Consider the following 20517-nt stretch of genomic DNA (forward strand, 5'->3'; position numbering starts at 1 on the left):
CCGTCAGCCGAGCTCGACCGTATCGGCTTCGCGGCACGGCCGATGGATACCACGATGCATCGGCCGCGCAATGTCTGCGCTTAACGCGCATCTCGCTCCTCATCCTGAGGAGCCCGCGCAGCCCTCTCAAGCCGCCTTCTTCGGCGCGAGATCGACCGCCTGCCGCAGCGCTTCGATCAGGCTGCGCTCGTCGGCGATGCCCTTGCCCGCGATGTCGAAGGCGGTCCCGTGATCGACCGAGGTGCGGATCACCGGCAGACCAACAGTGATGTTCACACCGGCTTCCAGCCCCAGCACCTTGATGGGTCCATGGCCCTGATCGTGATACATCGCGACCACCATGTCGTAGTCGCCGCGGCCGGCCAGGAAGAACAGCGTGTCGGCAGGCAGGGGGCCGTGCACGTCCCAGCCCTTGCGCTGACAGGCTTCCACGGCCGGCGCGATCTTCGCGGCTTCCTCGCCGCGACCGAACAACCCGTTCTCGCCGGCATGCGGATTGATGGCGCAGACGCCGATCTTCGGATTGGCGACGCCGGCGCGCACCAGCACGTCATGCCCGCGTGCGATGACACGCTCGACGAGGCCGGGCTCGATCTTCTCGATCGCATCGAGCAGGCCGATATGCGTGGTCACGTGAATGACGCGGAGTTTCGGCGACACCAGCATCATCGATACTTCCGGCGTGCCGGTCAGATGCGCCAGGAGCTCGGTATGGCCGGGATATTTGTGGCCGGCCGCATGCAGCGCTTCCTTGGAAAGCGGCGCGGTGCAGATGCCCTGCGCGAGCCCTGCCTGCACCACCTGCACGGCTTTCTCGATGTAGCGATATGCCGCCTCACCTGCCGTCGCCGACACCTTGCCGAACGGCAGATCGTCCGGCACCAGCTTCAGGTCAACGCACTGCACGGCCTTCGACGCAAAATTCGCCTGCTTCGCGTCGCTCAACGCATCGACTTCAAGCGGCACGCCGACGATCTGACCGGCCTTGCGCAGACGGTTGGAGTCGCCGATCACCAGCGCATTGCAGATCGCCCGCACCTGCGGCTGCGCCAGCGCCTTCATGATCACCTCGGGCCCGATACCGGCCGGATCTCCCATGGTGATCGCAATGGTCGGACGAGTCATATGAAACTTCCTCTGGTTCGGACGGCGCGAAGCCGCTCGCTGATGCGGATGAGGCTGTTCTCGTCACCGAACGCGCCCGCTTTGGTGGCGATCGGAACAGACAATCGGCCAAGAGTAAGGCCGAGCGACACGCCCGGCTCGATTTCGTCGGCAAGACGGATACCGTTGACACCGAAGCGCGACAGCATCGCCGCGGCGGTTTCGCCGCCGGTCGCAGCGAAGGCGCCGATCGCGGGTGCGACGGCCTCAAGAGCGTCGGCGAGCCCCTTGGCGAGCTGCGGGCCGAGCGACATGTCGGGGTGATCATCCATCATGATCTCAACCAGTGTATCGCCGCCGCCGGCAAGTCGTTTCATCACGTCCGCGGCGACCGCCGCCCGGCCGGCACCATCGTTGAGCAGCGTTTCCGGCGCGACCGGGAAATGCGCCACGGTGCCGGTCGCCTCCAGCTCGCGCGCGGCGGCGCGAGATGCGCCGGCGAGCGAGCCCACCACGATCAGGGTGCCGGATGCGCTCGTGGGAATGCGCAGCGGCTCGACGGCATGGCTGACTTCGAGGCCGGCCAGCGCATGCGCGAGGCCGGCGCTGCCGATGAAGAAGGTTGCGGGCGATGCATGCAGGCTCGCCTCCGCGATCAAACGCAGATCGTGTTCAGTCTCGGCGTCACAGGCCGCGACCACGTCGCCCTCCCAGGCGAGCCTCGCGAACGTGGCTTTGAGATCGCCACCGCGCACGGCAGCGAGCTTGACCTTCTCACCGCGAACGCCCGCGGTCGCGAGAACGTCGACAAGATCGGCATTCGGGTAGGTGTGGTCGCGGTGCCAGACCTCGGCCTCCTCGAGGGGGCGGCCTCTGACCAGGATACGCCCGTCGATGGTGGTCCGGCCGGTGGCCGGAAAGGCCGGCGCGAACACGCCAAAGGCCGGACCCGACCGTGACTTGAGATGCGCAAGCGCGGCGGCAGTCTCCGCTGCAGGTTGCCCCCGCAGCGTCGAGTCAATCTTCTTGAAAAGAATACGTCCGCCTTCGCAAAGGCGCGCCAGCACATCGGCATGGCGGGCTGCAGCGGCCCCGGCCGAAAGGCCTCGACTCGCGGCATCGTAGGCCAGGACAGGCAGCTGGTAGCCCGACGCGTCGGTCACCTCACCCCACGTCACCGCAGCCGCACGCCCCCTTCTGCCGAAGGCGATCGCACAGTCCGCGGCACCGGTGAGATCGTCAGCGACGATCAGCCAGCTTTGGCTTGACGCGTTTTCTTGACGCGAACCGGTATCCACTTCGCTCGAAAACGCTTTAGGGGCCATCTTCAGCGACCTGCTTCAGTGACTTTGCCTCAGTGACTTGCCTCAGTGACAACCGAGCGCGCCGCGGGGGGCATCTTGCCGGCAGAAGCCACGTTGTTCTCTTCTGCAGGCTCCTCGACGTCGCGACCAACAACGCGGGCTGTCCAGGCGGTGACGATCGGCACGAGGATTGCGGTAACCACGACGCACGCCGCGACGAGGATAGTCGCCGGCCGCGCCGCGTCCGCATAGGCTGGATTCGCCGCGGCGACAATCGCCGGGACGGCCGCCGCATTACCGGCCGTTGAGGCCGCCGCAACACCCGCGACACCATTCCCGCCAGTGATGCGATCGGCGAGGAACAGCGGAATGCCGGTCACAACCACCACGGCCACTCCCATGCCGAGGCCGAGCAGGCCGGCCTGCCAAACCTTCGACAGATCGAGGCCGGCGCCGAGCGCGAAGGCGAAGAACGGGATCATCACAGGCACCGCGCGGCTCAGGAAGTCGCGCATCTCTCTGTCGAGATTGCCGATGATCATACCCACCACCAGAGGCAGGATAGCGCCCACGAGGGTCTGCCATGGAAATGCCGAGAGGCCGGCGACGCCCAAAGTGATCATGGTGAGGAAAGGACCGCTCTCCAGCGACATGACGGTATAGGCGCCGACGTCACGCGGACGTCCATATTGGCCCATCAACGCCATATAGAGACCGCCATTGGTGTCGTTCATGGCGGCGACGATCGCGAGCGTCGAGACACCCGCGAACATGCCAGCTGCGACCGGAGTCTCTCCCAAAATGCGGCCGAAGATCAGGCCGAGGACAACGGCCACGCCAACCTTCACGATCAGCAGGGTGCCGCCCTTCTTCACAATATAGGGGGTCGCGCGGAAGTCGATGCTCGCGCCCATGCAAACGTAGAACACGGCGAGAATTGTCAGCGCGCCAGAGAACAGTGCGCCGGTGAAGGAGCCAAAAAACTTCGGGGTATCGGGAAAGAAGGTCGCAATAAGCGCCCCGACCAACAGAGGAACCACCATCATCCCGCCCGGCACGCTCTCGATCGCCCGCTTAATTGGAATCTGCATTTCTGTTGTCCTCCCGTACACCTCGCACTTCCGATCATTTTGCGCATTTTGCTATAAAAACGAGCAAACGCTGGCCGTATATGCTCATATCGCGCAGTATTCAAGACATATTGCGCATTTCGCGCAAAACATTCGCTCCGTCAGATGCGATTGATTTTGCTCGCGGGAGAATGCCAGGGAATTGGGTCATGAGAGGTTGGGCATGGTGCTCATCGCGCAGATGCTCGAAACGCTTACTTGGGGCAACACCCACCGAAGCCCCGACCGTCGCATGCTTCGGCCGCAAGGGTGCCCGGCCGGGCCCTCGCCGCAGGCGGGATACTGCCTCAGCCAGCGGAACGTCGGCCTGTAAGTCGTCGCGCTCGCGCAAGCTTTCTTCGGGCGCTAGTACGAAACCTCCCAAGACCGCTCTGAGATTGCCTCGGTATTGCAGGCGAAAGCCGTTGCGCAACGGCCGATGGGCCTACCTCTTCGAGCCTCCAACGTGGGCACGTGCGCAAGGGTGTCACGTCAAGGCGAAGGCACTCGGTGAGAACTACAATGCGGCCGTTGAGCGCGCCGAGTACGTTCTTCTGCCGGCCTTCGACAGCTGGCGGTCTCACGGGCTGACGGAGTGGTTGCAGCGCGAGGAGCATGTCGTCGGAGCTTTTGAGATTTCGCACTACCGCCCCAAGGAGCGGCCCAATAGCGTGAAGATCGTGCATCCGAAGAACGGCGAGGAAGCCTGGTGGCCGCTTTTCGATGATCGGGGCGAATCACTTTTCCCCGAACTGGTGGCCGAGCTCAATGCCATCAAGCAGGTCACGGTTTCGGGTCTGGTCTTCAGGCGCGATCGCCGCACCGCAAGTCGCGTACTCCGCCACCGTGGATAACTGAGCGCAAGGACCTCCGCTACCTGCGCAGCGTCGTGAAGGACATTGTCGCCGCAGCCGGCATTCGATCCGAGCTTTCATTCACCTCGTTCCGCCACGGCGGCTTCACCGAGGGTGCCGACAGCGACCTGACCGACGCGGAACTGCGCGCAGCCGGCCGCCACAGGTCTGCACGGCAATTGCCGATCTATGCAAAGCGGACCCGTAAACAGCTGATCTCGGGGACCCGGAAGCGAGGAGCGAACAAAAGCAGCCGGTTTGTCGGAATAGACGCGGCCGTTTGTCGGAATGACAACTACGAGGGCTAACCTAAGCTATTGAAAAGCTTGGTGGGCGCACCAGGGCTCGAACCTGGGACCCGCTGATTAAGAGTCAGCTGCTCTACCAACTGAGCTATGCGCCCGGAACTTGTCCGGAAATGACCCTCGCAAGAGAGCGGTCGTTTAGCAAAGCGATTCCCCGATGTCCAGCAAGCTCAAGCAAGTTTTCCCGACTTTCTGACAACCGAAAGGCCGCCGGAATCCGGCGGCCTTTCATAGGCTTGGCGAGGGTGCCGGCGGACGGCGCTCAGAGCCGGCCGGAGCGCTCCTGATCAGGGCCATCGTCGCGGTCGAAACGGTCGTGATCGAAGCCGCGGCCGCCGCGCTCCCAGCGGTCCATGCCGCGCTCTAGGCGGTGGCGGCGCCAGCCTTCGGCGCCGAAGCCGCGCCCTTCCATATGGGTCAGCATGCTCAGCCGCCGCTTCTGGTTGTCGTCGAGCGTCTTGTAGAGCGGGTCGGCGGCATCGGCGATCTTCGTCAGCGACGTCGCGGTCGCCGCCATGTTGCCGGCGCGCTCGCGCAGGCGGGCGACCGGATCATCCGGCTTCTGCGACTTGTCCGCATCGGTCTTCTCGGCGGCCATCCGCGCATTGGCACGATCGAGCCGCATCTTGGCGAAGTCGCGCACCGCGGCCTCAACCGGCGGCCACAGCTTCTCCTGATCGGCGTTGAGCTTCAGCCCGGCGTGGACGGCGGCGATCCGCGCGTCGAGGAAGGCGGCCCGATCCTCGGGGCTCATCCGCATATGGCCGTGGAACCAGGGACGATGCTGGGCATAGACCGCGGTCGAACCGGCAATCGTGAGCGCCGCGATGCCGGCGAGCAGAACTTTCTTCATACGAACCTCCTTTGAAGGTTGCTCGAAGATGATGCCGCCCGCCCGCGCCTTCAACTTACGGATTGGACAGAGAGAGCTCTGTTACCAAGATGTAATCCGCTTTCATTGCACCGCAGAAACATCCAAGGCGCGAGGTCGCGCTTTGGATGTCTGTTGTTTGCGCTAGATCATGCCGAGCAAGCGCGGCAGCCACAGCGAGATCTCCGGCACGTAGGTGATCAGGCCGAGGAACACCAGCATCGCGCACAGCCATGGCAACACCGAGATGGTGATCTCGCTGATGCCCATCTTGGCGATACTGCTCGCAATGTAGAGGTTGAGCCCGACCGGCGGGTGGCACAGCCCGACCTCGGTGTTGACGATCATCAGGATGCCGAGATGCACCGGGTGCACGCCGAGCTTGGTCGCCAGCGGAAACAGGATCGGCGCCATGATCAGGAGGATCGACGACGGATCCATCACGTTGCCGGCGAGCAGCAGGATGATGTTGACGACGAGCAGGAACATCCAGACCGAGAAGTTCTTGTCGATGATCCAAGCCGCCATCTCCTGCGGGATCTGCTCGTGCGTCATCAGGAACGAGAACAGCACCGCGTTGGTGATGATGTAGAGCAGCATCGAGCTCATGCTCGCCGCCTGCAGCAGCACCTTCGGCACCTCGGAGAGCTTCAGCTCCTTGTAGACGAATACGGTGATGAAGAAGGCGTAGGTCGCGGCGACCGCGGCCGCTTCGGTCGGCGTGAAGATGCCGCCATAGATGCCGCCGAGCACGATCGCGATCAGCAGCAGGCCCCAGATGCTTTCGCGGAACGCCGTGAACTGCTGGCCGATGGTCGCGCGTGGCATCTTCGGATAGCCGTTGCGCTGTGCGACGAAGAAAGTCACCGCCGCCAGCATCAGCGCGAGCACGACGCCCGGCACGATGCCGGCCATGAACAGCGCGCCGATCGAGGTGTTGGTGGAGACGCCGTAGAGCACCAGGATGATCGAGGGCGGCACCAGGATGCCGAGCGCGCCCGAGGTCGAGATCACGCCGACGCCGAACCGCTTCGGATAGCCGTGATCGACCATCGCCGGCATCATGATCGAGCCGATCGCAACCACGGTGGCGACGCTCGAGCCCGAGATCGCCGCGAACATCGCGCAGGCCGCGACGCCGGCCAGCCCAAGGCCGCCGGGCAGATGTCCGACCAGCGAGGTGGTGAACGCGATCATGCGCCGCGCGACGCCGCCGCGGGTCAGGAAGGTGCCCGCCAGGATGAAGAACGGGATCGCCATGATGCCGAAATTGTCGAGGCCCGAAAACAGCTTCAGGCCGACGCTCTCGATCGGCACCTCGGTCATGGTGAACAGGAAGGTGAGCACGGTAAGGCCGAGCGAAATCGAGATCGGCATGCCCGTCAGCATCAGGGCAAACAGCAGTCCGAAAATAAGTGCGGCGCTCATCACGCTTCTCCAAGCGCGACGGGCGCGGTCTTGCTGGTCTCGACGCCATCGACATGGGAGGCGTCATGGTGCGGCAGGTCGTCGGTCCACCAGTAATTCCAGCACACCTGCAGGAAGCGGAAGCACATCAGATAGGAGCCGAGCGGGATGCAGGCGTAGACGATCCAGCTCGGGATCTCGAGATCCGGCGAGACCTGGTCGGTATGCATCAATTCGAACACGAATTTGGCACCCATGGTGCCGACGATCCCTGTGAATAGCGCGCCGCCGAGCAGGCCGAAGGTGATGGTGCGCTTGCGCCAGAAATCGTTGAGGCGGTTGATCAGGACGTCGACGCCGACATGGACGCCGGCGCGTACGCCATAGGCGGCGCCGAACTTCGCCATCCAGATGAACATGTAGATGCAGAGTTCCTGCGACCAGGCGAGATTGATGCCGAACAGGTACGGATAGAGCACGGGAACGTCGACCAGAAAACGGTGCACGACCGTGACGAAGGTCAGCAGCGTCGCGGCCCCCATCAGGCTCGCGATGATGATTTCCTCGAGCCGGTCCAGAATTTTAAGCAGCATTGATCTCCCCTGTCATGGCCTGATGCGGCAACCGGCCACGGCACCCTGGCCGCGACCTCACGCGGCCGCGGCGTTCACAATGTTTGCGGTTCAAGTCCCGCGTGACTGTTGCCGTCGATCGGAGCTGCCTCCGATCTACCTCGCCCCGCGTGCGGGGAGAGGTCGAAATTCAAGCGCAGCTTGAATTTCCGGTGAGGGGGAGCTTCCGCGAGCACATCTGGAGCCGCGTTCGCGGAGAAGGCCCCTCACCCCAACCCTCTCCCCGCAAGAACGGGGAGAGGGAGCTCGTCTGGCATCGCCTCAGCGGCGAAGCACCGCAGCTAGTTCATCGGGCTGCGGCCGGTTTCCTTGAGGAATTCGTCGATCAACGGCTGGCCGACGCGCGATGCCACGTCCTTGTAGACCGGCATCATTGCCTTGCGCATCGCCTCGTCCTGCTCCGGCGTCAACGCGACGATCTCGGTCTTGCCGGCCTTCTTGATCTCGGCGAGCGCGTCGTCGTTTTCCTTGGCCGACTGGCTGTTGCCGAACTCGGTGGCTTCCTTCATTGCCTTGGAGAGCTGCTCGCGGATATCGGCCGGCAGGCCGTCCCAGAACTTCTTGTTCACGACCACGACGTAGCCGATGTAGCCGTGATTGGTGACGGTGGCGTACTTCTGCACCTCATGCATTTTCTGGGTGTAGATGTTCGACCAGGTGTTCTCCTGGCCGTCGACCACGCCGGTCTGCAGCGCCTGGTAGACGTCGGAGAATGCCATCACCTGCGGGATCGCGCCGAGCGCGCGGAACTGGGCTTCCAGCACCTTCGACGACTGGATGCGGAACTTGAGCCCCTTGTAGTCGGCGGGCGCGACCAGCTTCTTGTTCGCGCTCATCTGCTTGAAGCCGTTGTCCCAATAGGCGAGACCGGTCATGCCCTTGGAATCCAGCTTCTTGAGCAGCTGGGCGCCGAGCGGCCCGTCGGTGACCTTCCGCAGCGACTTCAGGTCGGGCAGGATGTAGGGCAGATCGAAGACTTCGAATTCCTTGATGCCGATCGGGCCGAACTTCGAGTTTGACGGCGCCAGCATCTGCACCGCGCCGAGCTGCAGCGCCTCGAGCTCTTCCTTGTCCTTGTAAAGCGTCGAGTTCGGGTAGACCTCGACCTTCACCTTGCCGCCGGTGTACTTCTCGGCGAGTTCCTTGAACTTGTCGGCTGCCTTGCCCTTCGGCGTATCCGAGGCCACCACGTGGCTGAATTTGAGAACGATCGGCGACTGCGCCGCCGCAGGCCCGACAAAGGTCAAAGCCGCGATCGACGCCGCAGCCAATATGAGTTTACGCATGTTTCCTCCCGCGTAATTGCGGAGCGCGAATACCGGCCCCGAGACATCCGGTCGCACCATTACAGACAAGCAAAGACGATTGCCATTGCCCCTTTAGCAGGGGCCAATTGCACCATTGCTGCACTGCAAAATTCGATGCGGCGGTATCCCCTTCGGCTCTTGCGACCGTTCAATGACACCGCCCGCACGCTGTGCCCGGCTACGGCAATGAGGTCAATGCGAGGTTTGGCAATGGCGGGTTCGCCGGGCGCGAATGCTGCGCGTGTTTCTTGCCGGCTGTCGCCCTGCGAAAACAGAGATCCATACGCCGCGGCAAATCTTGCAGATGTGACTCTTCGTTGTCGTCCTGGCGAAAGCCGGGAGGTGGATTCACATTCGAAGTGCAACACTTGAGCAAAGGACTCGGCAGGCGTGCGGTAGTCAAGGCATTTGCGCGGGGTGTTGTTGTAGGCGGCGATGAACTGGCGGAATCTGGCGGTCGAGAGGGTTACGAGATCCGTCTTGCGGGGAATAAAGCGGCGCATCCTGCCGATGGCGTTCTCGATGCCACCCTTCTGCCAGGGGGCATGGGGATCGCAGAAGAAGGTCGCGATCGAGAGGCGGTGCAGCGCCAGGTGAGCGGCGAACTCGGTGCCGTTGTCGAAGGTAACGCTCTGGCGCAGCTCTTGTGGAAGGGGCGCGAAGAAGCCCACGAGATGGCGGGCGACACCGCGCGCGACCTTGCTGGCAAGGCGGATGCCGAGCAGCAGCCGCGAGGTGCGCTCATGCACGGTCAGCACGGCCTGACCGTATTTCGAGAACATCATCAGGTCGGCCTCCCAGTGTCCGGGCACGCTGCCGTCGGCCGCTTCGAGCGGCCGATTTGCCAAGGATACACGGCCTTCGATGAAGCTTGCGGGGCTGCCGCCCCGCTTGCCGCGGCAGCCGCGCTTGCTCTTGGCGCGCGGCAGATAGCGCCGCCAGTTGAAGTCCGTGGTGCGCCTGAGTGGGCGATAGATGAAGCGGTAGATGGTCTCGTGGGAGATCACCTTGCGCCCGTACTCGCGGGCCAGCCGGCCAGCGACCTGCTCGGGCGTCCAGCCGCGGCGAAGGCGTTGCAACACCGCGCGGCGCAGGCCGGGCTCCCGTTCGAGGCGTCCGCCCGTCCAGCGCCGCGCTCGCATCTGGTGCTGGGCATAGCTCGGCTTGTAGCCGACCTGGCTCCCCCGATTGCGCCTCAGTTCCCGAGAGATCGTTGATGGCGAGCGATCCAGAGCTGCCGCGATTTGCCGGACCGAGCTGCCATTGGCCGATAGGCAGGCAATCTCGCATCGGTCGTCCAGAGAGAGCTGCTTGTAAGTCCGCCCCATGGCAACACCTCCTCAAGGAAGTGTTGCACTTCGTTTGTGAACTCAGGGGACCCATCACCACCGCATTTGATTGTGAACGAGGTCGTGGCCCCAGCATCGCGCAACAAGTCTCATTTGGGGTAATGGGTCCTGGCTTTCGCCAAGACGACACTGAATGTGTTGGACCACGTGTGGCTCATGCTTCCGCACTCTCGCGGCGCATTGCGTCCGAGCTTTGCATCTTGTTCCGCCCTCACCTCAAGCAGAGGGCGCAGGGAAAGCCGGGTGCCGATCGCACCCATGGGCCCCGAGCAATGGGTAGAAAGCTCGGGGGTAGGACCACAGGTGTAACCGGAAACAACCCGGCTTTCCCTGCGCGATGGGCTACGGCTTACTTCGTGCTCTCCCCGGCGAGACTGGGCTTGGTTGTCACCGTCTTCGCAACGCGCACTGCGCAATCGGAAAAGACACCTGCCGCTAGGGCGTCAGGACCACACGACTTCACCGTCCGCCTCATGCACGTTCGTCAACTGCGCAATCGGCGTCCACCGCATCTCGACCCACGTTCGTGACGACGGCGAAGCGCCCCTCGTGTCGGGTGAGACGGGCAGACCATACACCGAGCCACGCTTCGGATAAAGCGAAATATTTTTGCTGCGAAGGCTTGCGCCGTCGGGCAACTCAGTGGTAGCGGCCCTCCCCGGTCCTTTCGTCATTGCGGGCGACGCACCAGCGTCCGGTGTCGCCTCGCCGGCGAACGGAATCCGGTCGATCAGGCGTCATTCCCTCCGCAGGATTTTATCCATGGCCTTTCCACGCGCCAGCTCATCGATCAGTTTATCCAGGTAACGAATTTCCCGCATGGTCGGCTCTTTGATTTCCTCAACCCTGACACCGCACACCATGCCCTTGATCAAGGCCCGCGAAGGATTCATTTCAGGCGCCTTTGCGAAGAACGTTTCGAAGTCGGTTTGTTTTTCCAACTGAGCTTCCAGCTCCTTCGAACCGTAGCCGGTCAACCAGGAGATCACCTGATCAACCTCCGCTTTGGTGCGTCCCTTCTTCTCCGCTTTCGCGACATAGAGCGGGTAAACGCTTGCGAAGCTCGTTGTATAGATCCGATGCTTGGCCATGAATTGCTCCGAACGTTCGTATTCCGGGGTCTCGACGAGGAGATATTAGTCCTGGGTTGAACCGGCTTCGCCAATCCGAAGTGTCGCACGTGGCTAGGGGCATGGCGATGGCCTGCTGCCTCCCGTTTCGTCCCCAGCGCTCGCGTGCGGCGGCCCGCATGCGTTGGCAGCAATCGCTCTACAGCGACGGCAACCGCTCTGGGGCGGCGCCCCACCCGATCCGTTAGATCACCACCATGTCCAATCCACGGGCGGAAACAATGCGGCCCGCCGGGATCGAACATCAGGATCGAACGCAGGAGTTTTCAACGATGAACCAGATGATCCGCAATACTCAGCAAGCATGAACCTCGACAATGTCTCGCACGCCGGTCAGCCGGGGCCAAACGAGTTGGTGCCATCGCGCTACGCGCTGAAGATCGGCGAGATCGACGTGCTGGTCGTCAGCGACGGGGTGTGCCGCTGCCGACCAAGATGCTGGCGCACAATGCCGAGCCGGCCGTCCGCGCGGCCTGGCTGGACGACATGTTCCTGCCGCCGGACGCGTTCGACTGGGCGCTGAACGTGGTCGTGGTGCGAAGCGGCGGGAAAACCATCCTCGTCGACGCCGGGCTGGGGTCGGACCCGGACCTGCACCTGCCGAAGGCCGGGCAGACGGTCAAGCGACTGGAGGCGGCCGGCATCGATCTTGGGTCCGTGACCGACGTGGTGCTGACCCACATGCACATGGACCACGTTGGCGGGCTGCTCGTCGAGGGCGTGAAGGAGCGGCTGCGTCCGGACCTGCGAATCCATGTGGCGGCTGCCGAGGTCAAGTTCTGGGAGGCGCCCGATTTCTCCCGCGTCTCGATGCCGCCGGGTTTCCCCGACGCGCTTCGTGCGACGGCCAAGCGGTTCAGGAAGGAATACCAGAGCCAGCTGCGGCTGTTCGACGAGGAGCACGAGGTGGCGCCCGGAGTGGTCGTCCGTCGCAGCGGCGGCCACACTCCCGGCCACAGCGTCGTTCGTCTGGCGTCCGGCGGCGACCGGCTGACATTCGCCGGTGACCTCGTGTTCGCGGTCGGGTTCGAGCACCCCGAATGGCACAATGGCTTCGAACACGATCCCGAAGAGGCGGCCCGCGCCCGGATCAGTCTGTTGCGGGAACTGGCGGCGAACCGCGAGTTGCTGGTTGCCACGCATATGCCGTTCCCGTCCGTTGGACATGTCGCGGTCGAGGGTGACGCCTTCCGTTGGGTGCCGGTGTTCTGGGACTACTGAGACCTGTCGAGTTAGAGCCGAACCGGGGCGCGTACTCATATCGATCATGGGGGCGGGCTCCGGCTTCCGCGCGGCCCTTCTGAGCAAAGGTCGGCTACGGTCCACAAGCAGTCATTCAAGCCGGCCGAGAGCGAATTAGCTTGCCTTGCTTTGAGTCCTTTTGCACTCTCAGGCAAAGGAGGCCGATGCATGAAGATAATGACCGTCGCGTGCGCTCTCGGAGCGGCCCTCGTGCTGTGCAACCTCGGGACGTCTGGTGCTGAAGCCCGGGCGCGGAAGGCACAAGTCGTTCATGAACCAAGGAGGGTCATTATCCCGACGCCCGTGATAAGGCCAACTCCGTGGGACTATTATATTGTTCCACGATATCAATATCGCCCTGAAGACGACCGGGTCGATCCATACGCCCCGCCCCTGGTGTCGTCGTGGCGCCTCTATGAGGCGTGGCGGTGGCCATACTGGTGGTGAACAGCGATCGCGCCAAACAGATCGCAATCCGAGTGGTGATCGTCCCCTGACGGACGGGGACTAGTGTGCTGAATGCGAAGTTCGTGCGATTTCGCGGCAGCCACTTTCACGAACTTCGCATTCATAAAGCACACTAGAATCATAAGTTTGCTAGTGTCCTTATCGAATCCGAAGTTCGCTCCGAAGGTGCGGCAAATGATGCGAACTTCGGATTCGGGACACTAGCTGTGAAGTTGCGCGTTGAGGCCGTCCCAATTTGGCGTACGCTTGGTTGCCTCAAGAGCGCCGCTCTGGGAATTCCGACGAAAAAGCAGGCCCTTCTGGCCCGAGAGTTCTTTGGCTTTCAGGACTCGGCCATCTTCCAAAAGGATGCGCGCGCCTGCCGTGACATAACAGCCCGCTTCGACGATACAATCGTCACCCAATGAAATGCCGATACCGGCGTTGGCTCCGATCAGGCAGCGCTCACCGACTGTAATCCTCTCTTTCCCTCCTCCGGACAGAGTGCCCATGATCGACGCTCCGCCACCAACGTCGCTGCCGCTTCCCACAACCACGCCGGCGCTGATCCGGCCTTCGACCATGCAGGGACCGAGCGTGCCCGCGTTAAAATTGCAAAAGCCTTCATGCATGACGGTTGTGCCCGGGGCCAAGTGGGCGCCGAGCCTTACGCGATCCGCATCTGCAATTCTCACGTCCGCTGGCGTCACATAATCGGTCATGCGCGGAAACTTATCCACGCCTGTCACCTCGAATGCGAGGGCACGCTTTCGTGCCTCCATTCGCGCGTCCGGTACACGGGAGCACTCACAGGGACCGAGGGTCGTCCAGGCAACGTTAGGTAAGAGACCGAAAACTCCCTCGAGGTTCAGACAATTCGGCTGGACGAGCCGGTGGCTCAGCAGATGGAGTCGAAGATACGCGTCGTGCACGTCCGTCGGCGCAGATGCAAGGGAGCCAATTTCTGCACGGATTGGAACGATGTCGACATTGCGAATGTCGTCGTGTCGCGCATATCCGTCCGCCGACTCGCCCAACGATCTGCTGACCTCGTCCTTCGTGAGAGGGACCGTTGCCGTCTTGTCGGCCTCCGCGACCAGGCGCAGCTGAAGAAACCAGGAATCCAGCACGCGCCCATCAGCGGCAATCGTCGCAAATCCCTCGCCTCTCGCGCCCCTCAGCTCCATCGTCATCTGAATTTCTCACACTGCGATCCTGCACGTCATGCATACGCGAGTTCTCGTGGAAATGGCAACTTCCGGGCTCTCAAACGGGTCCGCTTTGGGGCAAAGGGCGACATGGGTCCACGCCGCAGCGACGCCCCGCTCTTACGCTCTGAGCGGACGTCGATCGACGGTGCTTGCGGTGCTGTGTCGGGCGAGCGAGTAGCCGGCGGGCGGCTTTCCGCGCTTCGTCCCCGGACCGCTATTCCGCCGCGGTCCGGATATCGATCTTCTCGGCGCGGACCGCGCAGAACTTGAACTCCGGAATCTTGCCGAACGGGTCGAGCGCCGGGTTGGTCAACAGGTTGGCCGCCGCTTCCGCGTAGCAGAACGGCATGAAGACCATGTTCTCGGGCACGTCGCGGTCGGCACGCACCTTGACCTCGACCGCGCCGCGGCGCGTCTCGAGACGGATGAAGTCGCCGGGCGCGAGTCCCTTCTTGCGCATGTCCTTCGGGGTCATGAACGCGACCGCTTCGGGCTCGATCTGGTCCAGCACCTGGGCACGGCGCGTCATCGAGCCGGTGTGCCAATGTTCGAGCACGCGGCCGGTCGACAGCACCATCGGGTACTCGTCGTCGGGCAGTTCGTCCGGCGGGATCACCTTGGCCGGCACGATCCTGCCGCGGCCGCTTTCGGTCGGGAAGCCGGTGGTGAAGATGATCTCGTTGCCGGGCTTGTCGGGATCGTCGACCGGATAGGTCACCGCGCCCTCGCGCACCAGGCGGTCCCAGCTGATGTTCTTCAGTGACGGCATCAACTCGGCCATCTCGGTGAAGACCTCGCCCGGCCCCGCATAGTTCCAGGGCAGTCCCATCCGCTTGCCGATCTCCTGGATGATCCAGAGATCCTGCCTTGCATCGCCCGGCGGCTTGATCACCTCGCGCGCCAGCTGCACGCGGCGGTCGGTATTGGTGAAGGAGCCGGACTTTTCGGCGAACGCCGAGGCCGGCAGGATGACGTCGGCGTGGAACGCGGTCTCTGTGACGAACAGATCCTGCACGACGAGATGATCGAGCTTGGCCAGCGCCTCGCGCGCGTGCTGCAGGTCGGGATCGGACATCGCGGGATTCTCGCCCTCGACATACATGCCGTGGATTTCGCCGGCGTGGATCGCATTCATGATCTCGACCACGGTCAGGCCGCGCACCGGATCGAGCTCCTGCCCCCAGAGTTTCTCGAAGGCGCCGCGCATGTCGTCGCGGCCGACCGGCTGGTAGTCCGGAAGGAACATCGGGATCAGGCCGGCGTCGGAGGCGCCCTGCACGTTGTTCTGCCCGCGCAGCGGATGCAGCCCGGTGCCGGGGCGGCCGACCTGGCCGGTGATCAGCGCGAGCGCGATCAGGCAGCGCGCATTGTCGGTGCCGTGGACGTGCTGGCTGATGCCCATGCCCCAGAAGATGATCGACGATTTGGCGCGGGCATAGGCGCGCGCGACCTCGCGCAGCGTCTCCGCCGGAATGCCGCAGATCTGGGACATGCGCTCCGGCGTGAACTCCTGGATCTTCGCCTTCAGCTCGTCATAGCCCTCGGTATAGCCGGCGATGTACTGCTCGTCGGTCAGGCCTTCCGTGATGATCGTGTGGATCATCGCGTTCAGCATCGCGACGTCGCTGCCCGGCTTGAACTGCAGGTGCTGCGTGGCGTGGCGCGACAGCGTCTGCCGGCGCGGGTCCATCACGTAGAGCTTGGCGCCGAGCTTGGCGGCGTTCTTGATGTAGGTGGCGGCGACCGGATGGTTCACGGTCGGATTGGCGCCGATCACCCAGATCACCTCGGCGTCGGCCGCGGCCGCGAACGGCGCCGACACCGCGCCTGAGCTCAATCCCTCGAACAGCGCCGCCACCGACGAGGCGTGACACAGCCGCGTGCAGTGATCGACATTGTTGGAGCCGAAGCCGGTGCGCACCAGCTTCTGGAACAGATAGGCTTCCTCGTTCGAGCCCTTGGCCGAGCCGAAGCCGGCCAGCGCCTTGGCGCCCTTCTCGTCGCGGATCTTGCGCAGGCCCGCGGCGGCCAGATCGAGCGCCTCTTCCCAGGATGCCTCGCGGAAATGGGTGTAAGGATTGGCCGGATCGACCTGGTCGTTGGCATCCTTCTTGACGCCGGGCAGTCGCACCAGCGGCTTGGTCAGGCGATTGGGGTGATGGATGTAGTCGAAGCCGAAGCGGCCCTTGACGCAGAGCCGGTTATGATTGGCGGGACCATCACGGCCTTCCGCGTAGATCACCTTCTCGTCCTTGACCTGATAGGTGACCTGGCATCCGACGCCGCAATACGGGCACAGCGAATCCACTTTCTTGTCCGGATAGGTGACGCGGGTCTGCTTGTCGTCGAGCATGACCGCCGGCATCAGCGCGCCGGTCGGACAGGCCTGCACGCACTCGCCGCAGGCGACGCAGGTCGATTCGCCCATCGGATCGTCGAAGTCGAACACGATCTTGGCGTCGTGGTTGCGGTAGGCCATGCCGATCACGTCGTTGACCTGCACCTCGCGGCACGCCCGCACGCAGAGGCCGCACTGGATGCAGGCGTCGAGATTGACCCTCATCGCCGGATGGCTGGTGTCGGCGTGCCAGCGTTCAGTCGCGGGAAAGCGGCTTTCGGTCACGCCGGTCTTCTCGGCCCAGTGCCAGAATTTCGAGTCCGGATCGTGCGAAGTCTCGCGCGCCGGCTGGTCCGCCACCAGCAGCTCCATCACCATCTTCTGCGCCGCGACGGCACGCTGGCTGGCCGACTTCACCTTCATGCCGACCGTCGGCGTCCGCTTGCAGGACGCCGCCAGCACGCGCTCGCCTTCGATTTCGACCATGCAGGCGCGGCAGTTGCCGTCCGGCCTGTAGTCCGGCGCGGGCGAATAGCACAGATGCGGGATCTCGGTGCCCTGGCGCTTGGCGACCTGCCAGATCGTCTCGCCGGCCCGCGCCTCGACCTGCTGGCCGTCGAGCTCGAACTGAATCGTCAGGCCTGAGTTCTGATTGTTGCTCATTCAAATCCTCGTCGAAATTCGTCTGCTCGGCCACGCCTACTCGGCGGCTTGCTGCGGACGAAAGCCGTCCGGAAAATATTTGATCACGGAGGTCAGCGGATTGGAGGCCGCCTGACCGAGGCCACAGATGGACGCATCGCGCATCGCCTGGCTCAATTGGTCGAGCAGTTCCTTGTTCCAGACCGGCTGCTGCATCAACAGCGCCGCCTTCTCGGTTCCGGCGCGGCACGGCGTGCATTGCCCGCAGCTCTCGTCCTCGAAGAACTTCATCAGGTTCAGCGCGGCATCCCTGACGTCATCGGCCTGCGAGAGCACGACCACGGCGGCGGAGCCGATGAAGCAGCCATATTTCTCCAGCGTGCCGAAATCGAGCGGGATGTCGTCCATCGACGCCGGCAGGATGCCGCCGGATGCACCGCCCGGCAGATAGGCCTGCAAGGTATGGCCATCGGCCATGCCACCGCAGAACTCGTCGATCAACTCGCGCAGCGTGATGCCGGCGGGAGCGAGCTTGACGCCGGGATTCTTGACGCGTCCCGACACCGAGAAGCTGCGCAGGCCGTGGCGTTCGTTGCGGCCGTGGCTCTTCCACCAATCGGCGCCCTTCTCGACGATGTCGCGCACCCACCACAACGTCTCGATGTTGTTGATCAGCGTCGGCAGGCCGAACAGCCCGACCTGGAACGGATATGGTGGCTTGTGCCGCGGCAGGCCGCGCTTGCCCTCGATCGATTCCAACAGCGAGGATTCCTCGCCGCAGATATAGGCGCCGGCGCCGCGCCGCAGATGCAGCGTCGGACCACCCGGTGGGAGCTTCGCGATCTCGCGCGCGAGGATGTCGCGGCAGGCCGGGTACTCGTCGCGGATATAGATGTAGACTTCCGGCGCCTCCACCACGTGGGCGCCGATCAGCATGCCCTCGAGGAAACGATGCGGATCGGTCTCGAGATAATAGCGGTCCTTGAACGTACCGGGCTCGCCTTCGTCGCCGTTCACCGCCATCAATCGCGGACCGGGCTCGCCGAGCACCGCGCGCCACTTGCGGCCGGTCGGAAAACCGGCGCCGCCGAGGCCGCGCAGCGACGCATCGTCGAGCGCCTTCAGCAGGTCTTCGCGCGGCAGCTCGCCTGAGCGCAGGCGCGCCAGCAGCCGGTATCCGCCGCCCGCCACATAGGCGTCGTAGTCGACATATGGCGGAAGGTGCACATGGGTGTCGCCGCTCTTCGCCGCCGCCAGCACATTGGTGACGGTCGCATGATCGACGAAGTTGTGGCCGACCTCGGCAGCGGGCGCGGTGTCGCAGCGGCCGACGCACGGTGCGCGCACGACGCGGATGCCGGGGCCGGCGCGGTTCTGCAGATCCTTCAACAGCTGTTCGCCGCCGAGCATCGCGCAGGTCAGCGAATCGCAGACACGTACGGTGAGCGGCGCGATGTCAGCCTCGCCTTCCTTCACGATGTCGAAATGCGCGTAGAAGGTGGCGGTCTCGAACACTTCGGCGAACGACAGCTTCATCTCGTCGGCGAGCGCGGCAAGATGCGCCGCCGAGATCTGATGGTATTTGTCCTGGATCAGATGCAGATACTCGATCAGGAGGTCGCGCCGCCTCGGACGATCGCCGAGCAGCGTCTCGATCTCATGGGCGGCCACGGGGTCGACCTGGCGTCCCTTGGGCGTAGCCTTCGCTCGCTTCCTGCCCTGTCCGGGATGCTCGAACGCACGAACCTTGTGAACGTCGTCTCGACTCATGAAGCCTCGCCTTGGGAACCACGCTTTGCGCGAATTGCACTGCTTCGACGAACTCTATTCTCTGGTATGCCAGAGGCAAGCAGTTTTAGAACGTCTCTAGCAGCGTCGGGTTGCCGCGTAGGCCATTGTTTATGTTTGCCTATCGGGCGATCTGATTTTGCTATCGCGCACCCGTCGCGCTGCGCGGTCCCGACCGCGTTTCAGCTCTCACAGCAGGTCGGCGTAGCCGAGAAAGCCGACGGCATCGCCAGGTTCAACCCGCACCACCGACTCGCCGAGTTCGACCAGTCCATCGGTCTCGATCAGCGACGACAGCAGACCGGCTCCCTCGCGAGGAAACTTGTTCGCTTCCAGCGTACCGTCCGTCGCCCGTCGCAGCGAGACGCGGACATATTTCGCGCCGCCCACTCTTCTTCTTGTAGCTGAAGGCCGCCCGCACCGGCATCGACAGCAAGGGGGACGGCACAGCGCCCGATAGCGCCAGCACGGTCGGCCGCACGACATGAACGAAGGTGACGAAGCTCGCCACCGGATTGCCGGGCAGGCCGATCAGCGGGGTGCCGTCGATGATTCCCATCGCCACCGGGCGGCCGGGCTTGATCGCCATCCGCCACAGCACCAGCGAGCCCGCCTGCTCGATGCCGGCCCTGACGTGGTCCTCTTCGCCGGTCGAGACCCCGCCGGTGGTCAGGATCAGGTCGTAGCGCCGCGCGACCTGCTTGAGCGCCGCGGCGAGCTCGGCCCGCTCGTCGCGCAGGATGCCGAGATCGCCGACCTCGCAACCGAGCCGCCGCAACATCGCCATCAGCATGAAGCGGTTGGAATCGAACAGTTGCGCTTCGGTGCGCGCGCTGCCGGGCGCAGCCAGTTCATCGCCGGTCGAGAACACCCCGACGCGAAGCCGCCGCACCACATCGAGCGTGGTGAGTCCGAAGGCGGCGGCGACCGCGATATCCTGCGGCCGCAGCCGCCGGCCCGCCGCCAGCGCGACGTGGCCGCGCGGAATGTCTTCGCCGCTGGGGCGCACATTGGCGCCGACCTTGAGGCCGGACGGCAGGATCACACGCCCGGACTCGTCGATCCGCACGTCTTCCTGCATGAACACGGTGTCGGTGCCATCGGGCATCGGCGCGCCGGTGAAGATCCGCACCGCTTGGCCCGCCTGCGCCGGCTGCGCCGACGCGCCCGCCTGCACCCGTCCGGCAACGGGAAACGCGCGCTCGCCGCTCGCCGGCAGGTCCGCGCCGGATACCGCGTAGCCGTCGACGGCGGAATTCTTGAACGGCGGCAGCGCAAGCGGCGCGACAATGTCGCCGGCCAGGATGCGTCCGTCCGCATCCACCAGGGCAACGGCTTCGGTCTCGCCGACAGGCTTGACCCGCGCGGCGATGATCGCGACGGCCTCATCGACCGACATCATCGGTCCGCCGAATGCGAAGCAGTCGTCCGAAAGCTGCGCCATGATCTCCCTCAGTCCTCGCCATCGACAAGATTT

At 64.0% G+C, this 20517-nt stretch carries 13 protein-coding genes, 1 tRNA gene and 3 pseudogenes; 3 read left to right on the plus strand and 14 right to left on the minus strand.

Annotation, left to right across the window (positions count from 1 at the left end):
• Window positions 1–126 precede the first annotated feature (126 nt).
• Genes pdxA through ACVMIH_RS16165 form a run of 3 tightly spaced genes read right to left on the minus strand, consistent with a single transcriptional unit; the run spans window position 127 to window position 3499 of the window.
• Window positions 127–1125 (minus strand): 4-hydroxythreonine-4-phosphate dehydrogenase PdxA, encoded by a 999-nt coding sequence (gene pdxA, locus ACVMIH_RS16155; protein WP_057020626.1) that lies wholly within the window; start codon window positions 1123–1125, stop codon window positions 127–129.
• The gene (locus ACVMIH_RS16160) at window positions 1122–2429 is read right to left on the minus strand and encodes a four-carbon acid sugar kinase family protein (RefSeq protein ID WP_456862500.1); all 1308 of its coding nucleotides are present in this window, start codon (window positions 2427–2429) and stop codon (window positions 1122–1124) included. Before ACVMIH_RS16160 ends, pdxA begins: the two co-directional genes overlap by 4 nt.
• Window positions 2430–2458: 29 nt before the next feature.
• Window positions 2459–3499: a 2-keto-3-deoxygluconate permease gene (locus ACVMIH_RS16165; RefSeq protein ID WP_456862502.1), complete on the minus strand. Its 1041-nt coding sequence runs from the start codon at window positions 3497–3499 to the stop codon at window positions 2459–2461.
• A gap of 443 nt (window positions 3500–3942) precedes the next feature.
• On the opposite strand from ACVMIH_RS16165, the gene ACVMIH_RS16170 reads away from it, so the two are divergent.
• Window positions 3943–4371, plus strand: coding sequence for a hypothetical protein (locus ACVMIH_RS16170; RefSeq protein ID WP_456862504.1), 429 nt, complete (start codon window positions 3943–3945; stop codon window positions 4369–4371).
• A 35-nt stretch (window positions 4372–4406) separates the two neighbouring features.
• On the plus strand, window positions 4407–4679 hold the full coding sequence (locus ACVMIH_RS16175; protein WP_456862506.1) for a hypothetical protein: 273 nt from the start codon (window positions 4407–4409) through the stop codon (window positions 4677–4679).
• A 19-nt stretch (window positions 4680–4698) separates the two neighbouring features.
• Here ACVMIH_RS16175 and ACVMIH_RS16180 read toward each other — a convergent pair.
• From ACVMIH_RS16180 to ACVMIH_RS16210, 7 genes and pseudogenes are all read right to left on the minus strand, one after another.
• A tRNA-Lys gene (locus ACVMIH_RS16180) sits at window positions 4699–4774 on the minus strand.
• Between the two features lie 164 nt (window positions 4775–4938).
• A complete protein-coding gene (locus ACVMIH_RS16185; protein WP_028332421.1) occupies window positions 4939–5529 on the minus strand; it encodes a Spy/CpxP family protein refolding chaperone in 591 nt (196 codons plus the stop codon).
• 162 nt (window positions 5530–5691) lie between these two features.
• The gene (locus tag ACVMIH_RS16190) at window positions 5692–6975 is read right to left on the minus strand and encodes a TRAP transporter large permease (RefSeq protein WP_076834271.1); all 1284 of its coding nucleotides are present in this window, start codon (window positions 6973–6975) and stop codon (window positions 5692–5694) included.
• Window positions 6975–7547 (minus strand): TRAP transporter small permease, encoded by a 573-nt coding sequence (locus ACVMIH_RS16195; RefSeq protein ID WP_057020631.1) that lies wholly within the window; start codon window positions 7545–7547, stop codon window positions 6975–6977. The genes ACVMIH_RS16190 and ACVMIH_RS16195 overlap by 1 nt, the downstream gene beginning before the upstream one ends.
• 320 nt (window positions 7548–7867) lie before the next feature.
• Complete coding sequence (locus ACVMIH_RS16200) at window positions 7868–8872, minus strand: TRAP transporter substrate-binding protein (protein ID WP_028342401.1); 1005 nt, start codon at window positions 8870–8872, stop codon at window positions 7868–7870.
• 362 nt (window positions 8873–9234) lie between these two features.
• Window positions 9235–10221: pseudogene (locus ACVMIH_RS16205) on the minus strand (IS30 family transposase); the annotation flags it as partial.
• A gap of 758 nt (window positions 10222–10979) precedes the next feature.
• Window positions 10980–11333: a DUF2200 domain-containing protein gene (locus ACVMIH_RS16210; RefSeq protein WP_057020632.1), complete on the minus strand. Its 354-nt coding sequence runs from the start codon at window positions 11331–11333 to the stop codon at window positions 10980–10982.
• A gap of 311 nt (window positions 11334–11644) precedes the next feature.
• Between ACVMIH_RS16210 and ACVMIH_RS16215 the strand changes: the two are divergent.
• Window positions 11645–12593 (plus strand): annotated as a pseudogene (locus tag ACVMIH_RS16215) (MBL fold metallo-hydrolase).
• Between the two features lie 689 nt (window positions 12594–13282).
• On the opposite strand, the gene dapD reads toward ACVMIH_RS16215, so the two are convergent.
• The 4 genes and pseudogenes from dapD to ACVMIH_RS16235 all read right to left on the minus strand — a co-directional run bounded on the left by dapD (window position 13283) and on the right by ACVMIH_RS16235 (window position 20484).
• Complete coding sequence (dapD, locus tag ACVMIH_RS16220) at window positions 13283–14254, minus strand: 2,3,4,5-tetrahydropyridine-2,6-dicarboxylate N-succinyltransferase (protein WP_057015083.1); 972 nt, start codon at window positions 14252–14254, stop codon at window positions 13283–13285.
• A 232-nt stretch (window positions 14255–14486) separates the two neighbouring features.
• Entirely contained in the window at window positions 14487–17273 is a 2787-nt protein-coding gene (gene fdhF, locus ACVMIH_RS16225) for a formate dehydrogenase subunit alpha (RefSeq protein WP_371852079.1), read from the minus strand.
• Between the two features lie 36 nt (window positions 17274–17309).
• Entirely contained in the window at window positions 17310–19022 is a 1713-nt protein-coding gene (locus tag ACVMIH_RS16230) for an NADH-ubiquinone oxidoreductase-F iron-sulfur binding region domain-containing protein (protein WP_057015082.1), read from the minus strand.
• Window positions 19023–19229: 207 nt separating this feature from the next.
• Window positions 19230–20484: pseudogene (locus ACVMIH_RS16235) on the minus strand (molybdopterin molybdotransferase MoeA).
• Between the last annotated feature and the right edge of the window lie 33 nt (window positions 20485–20517).

The sequence above is a fragment of the Bradyrhizobium sp. USDA 4503 genome (genome assembly GCF_054055815.1).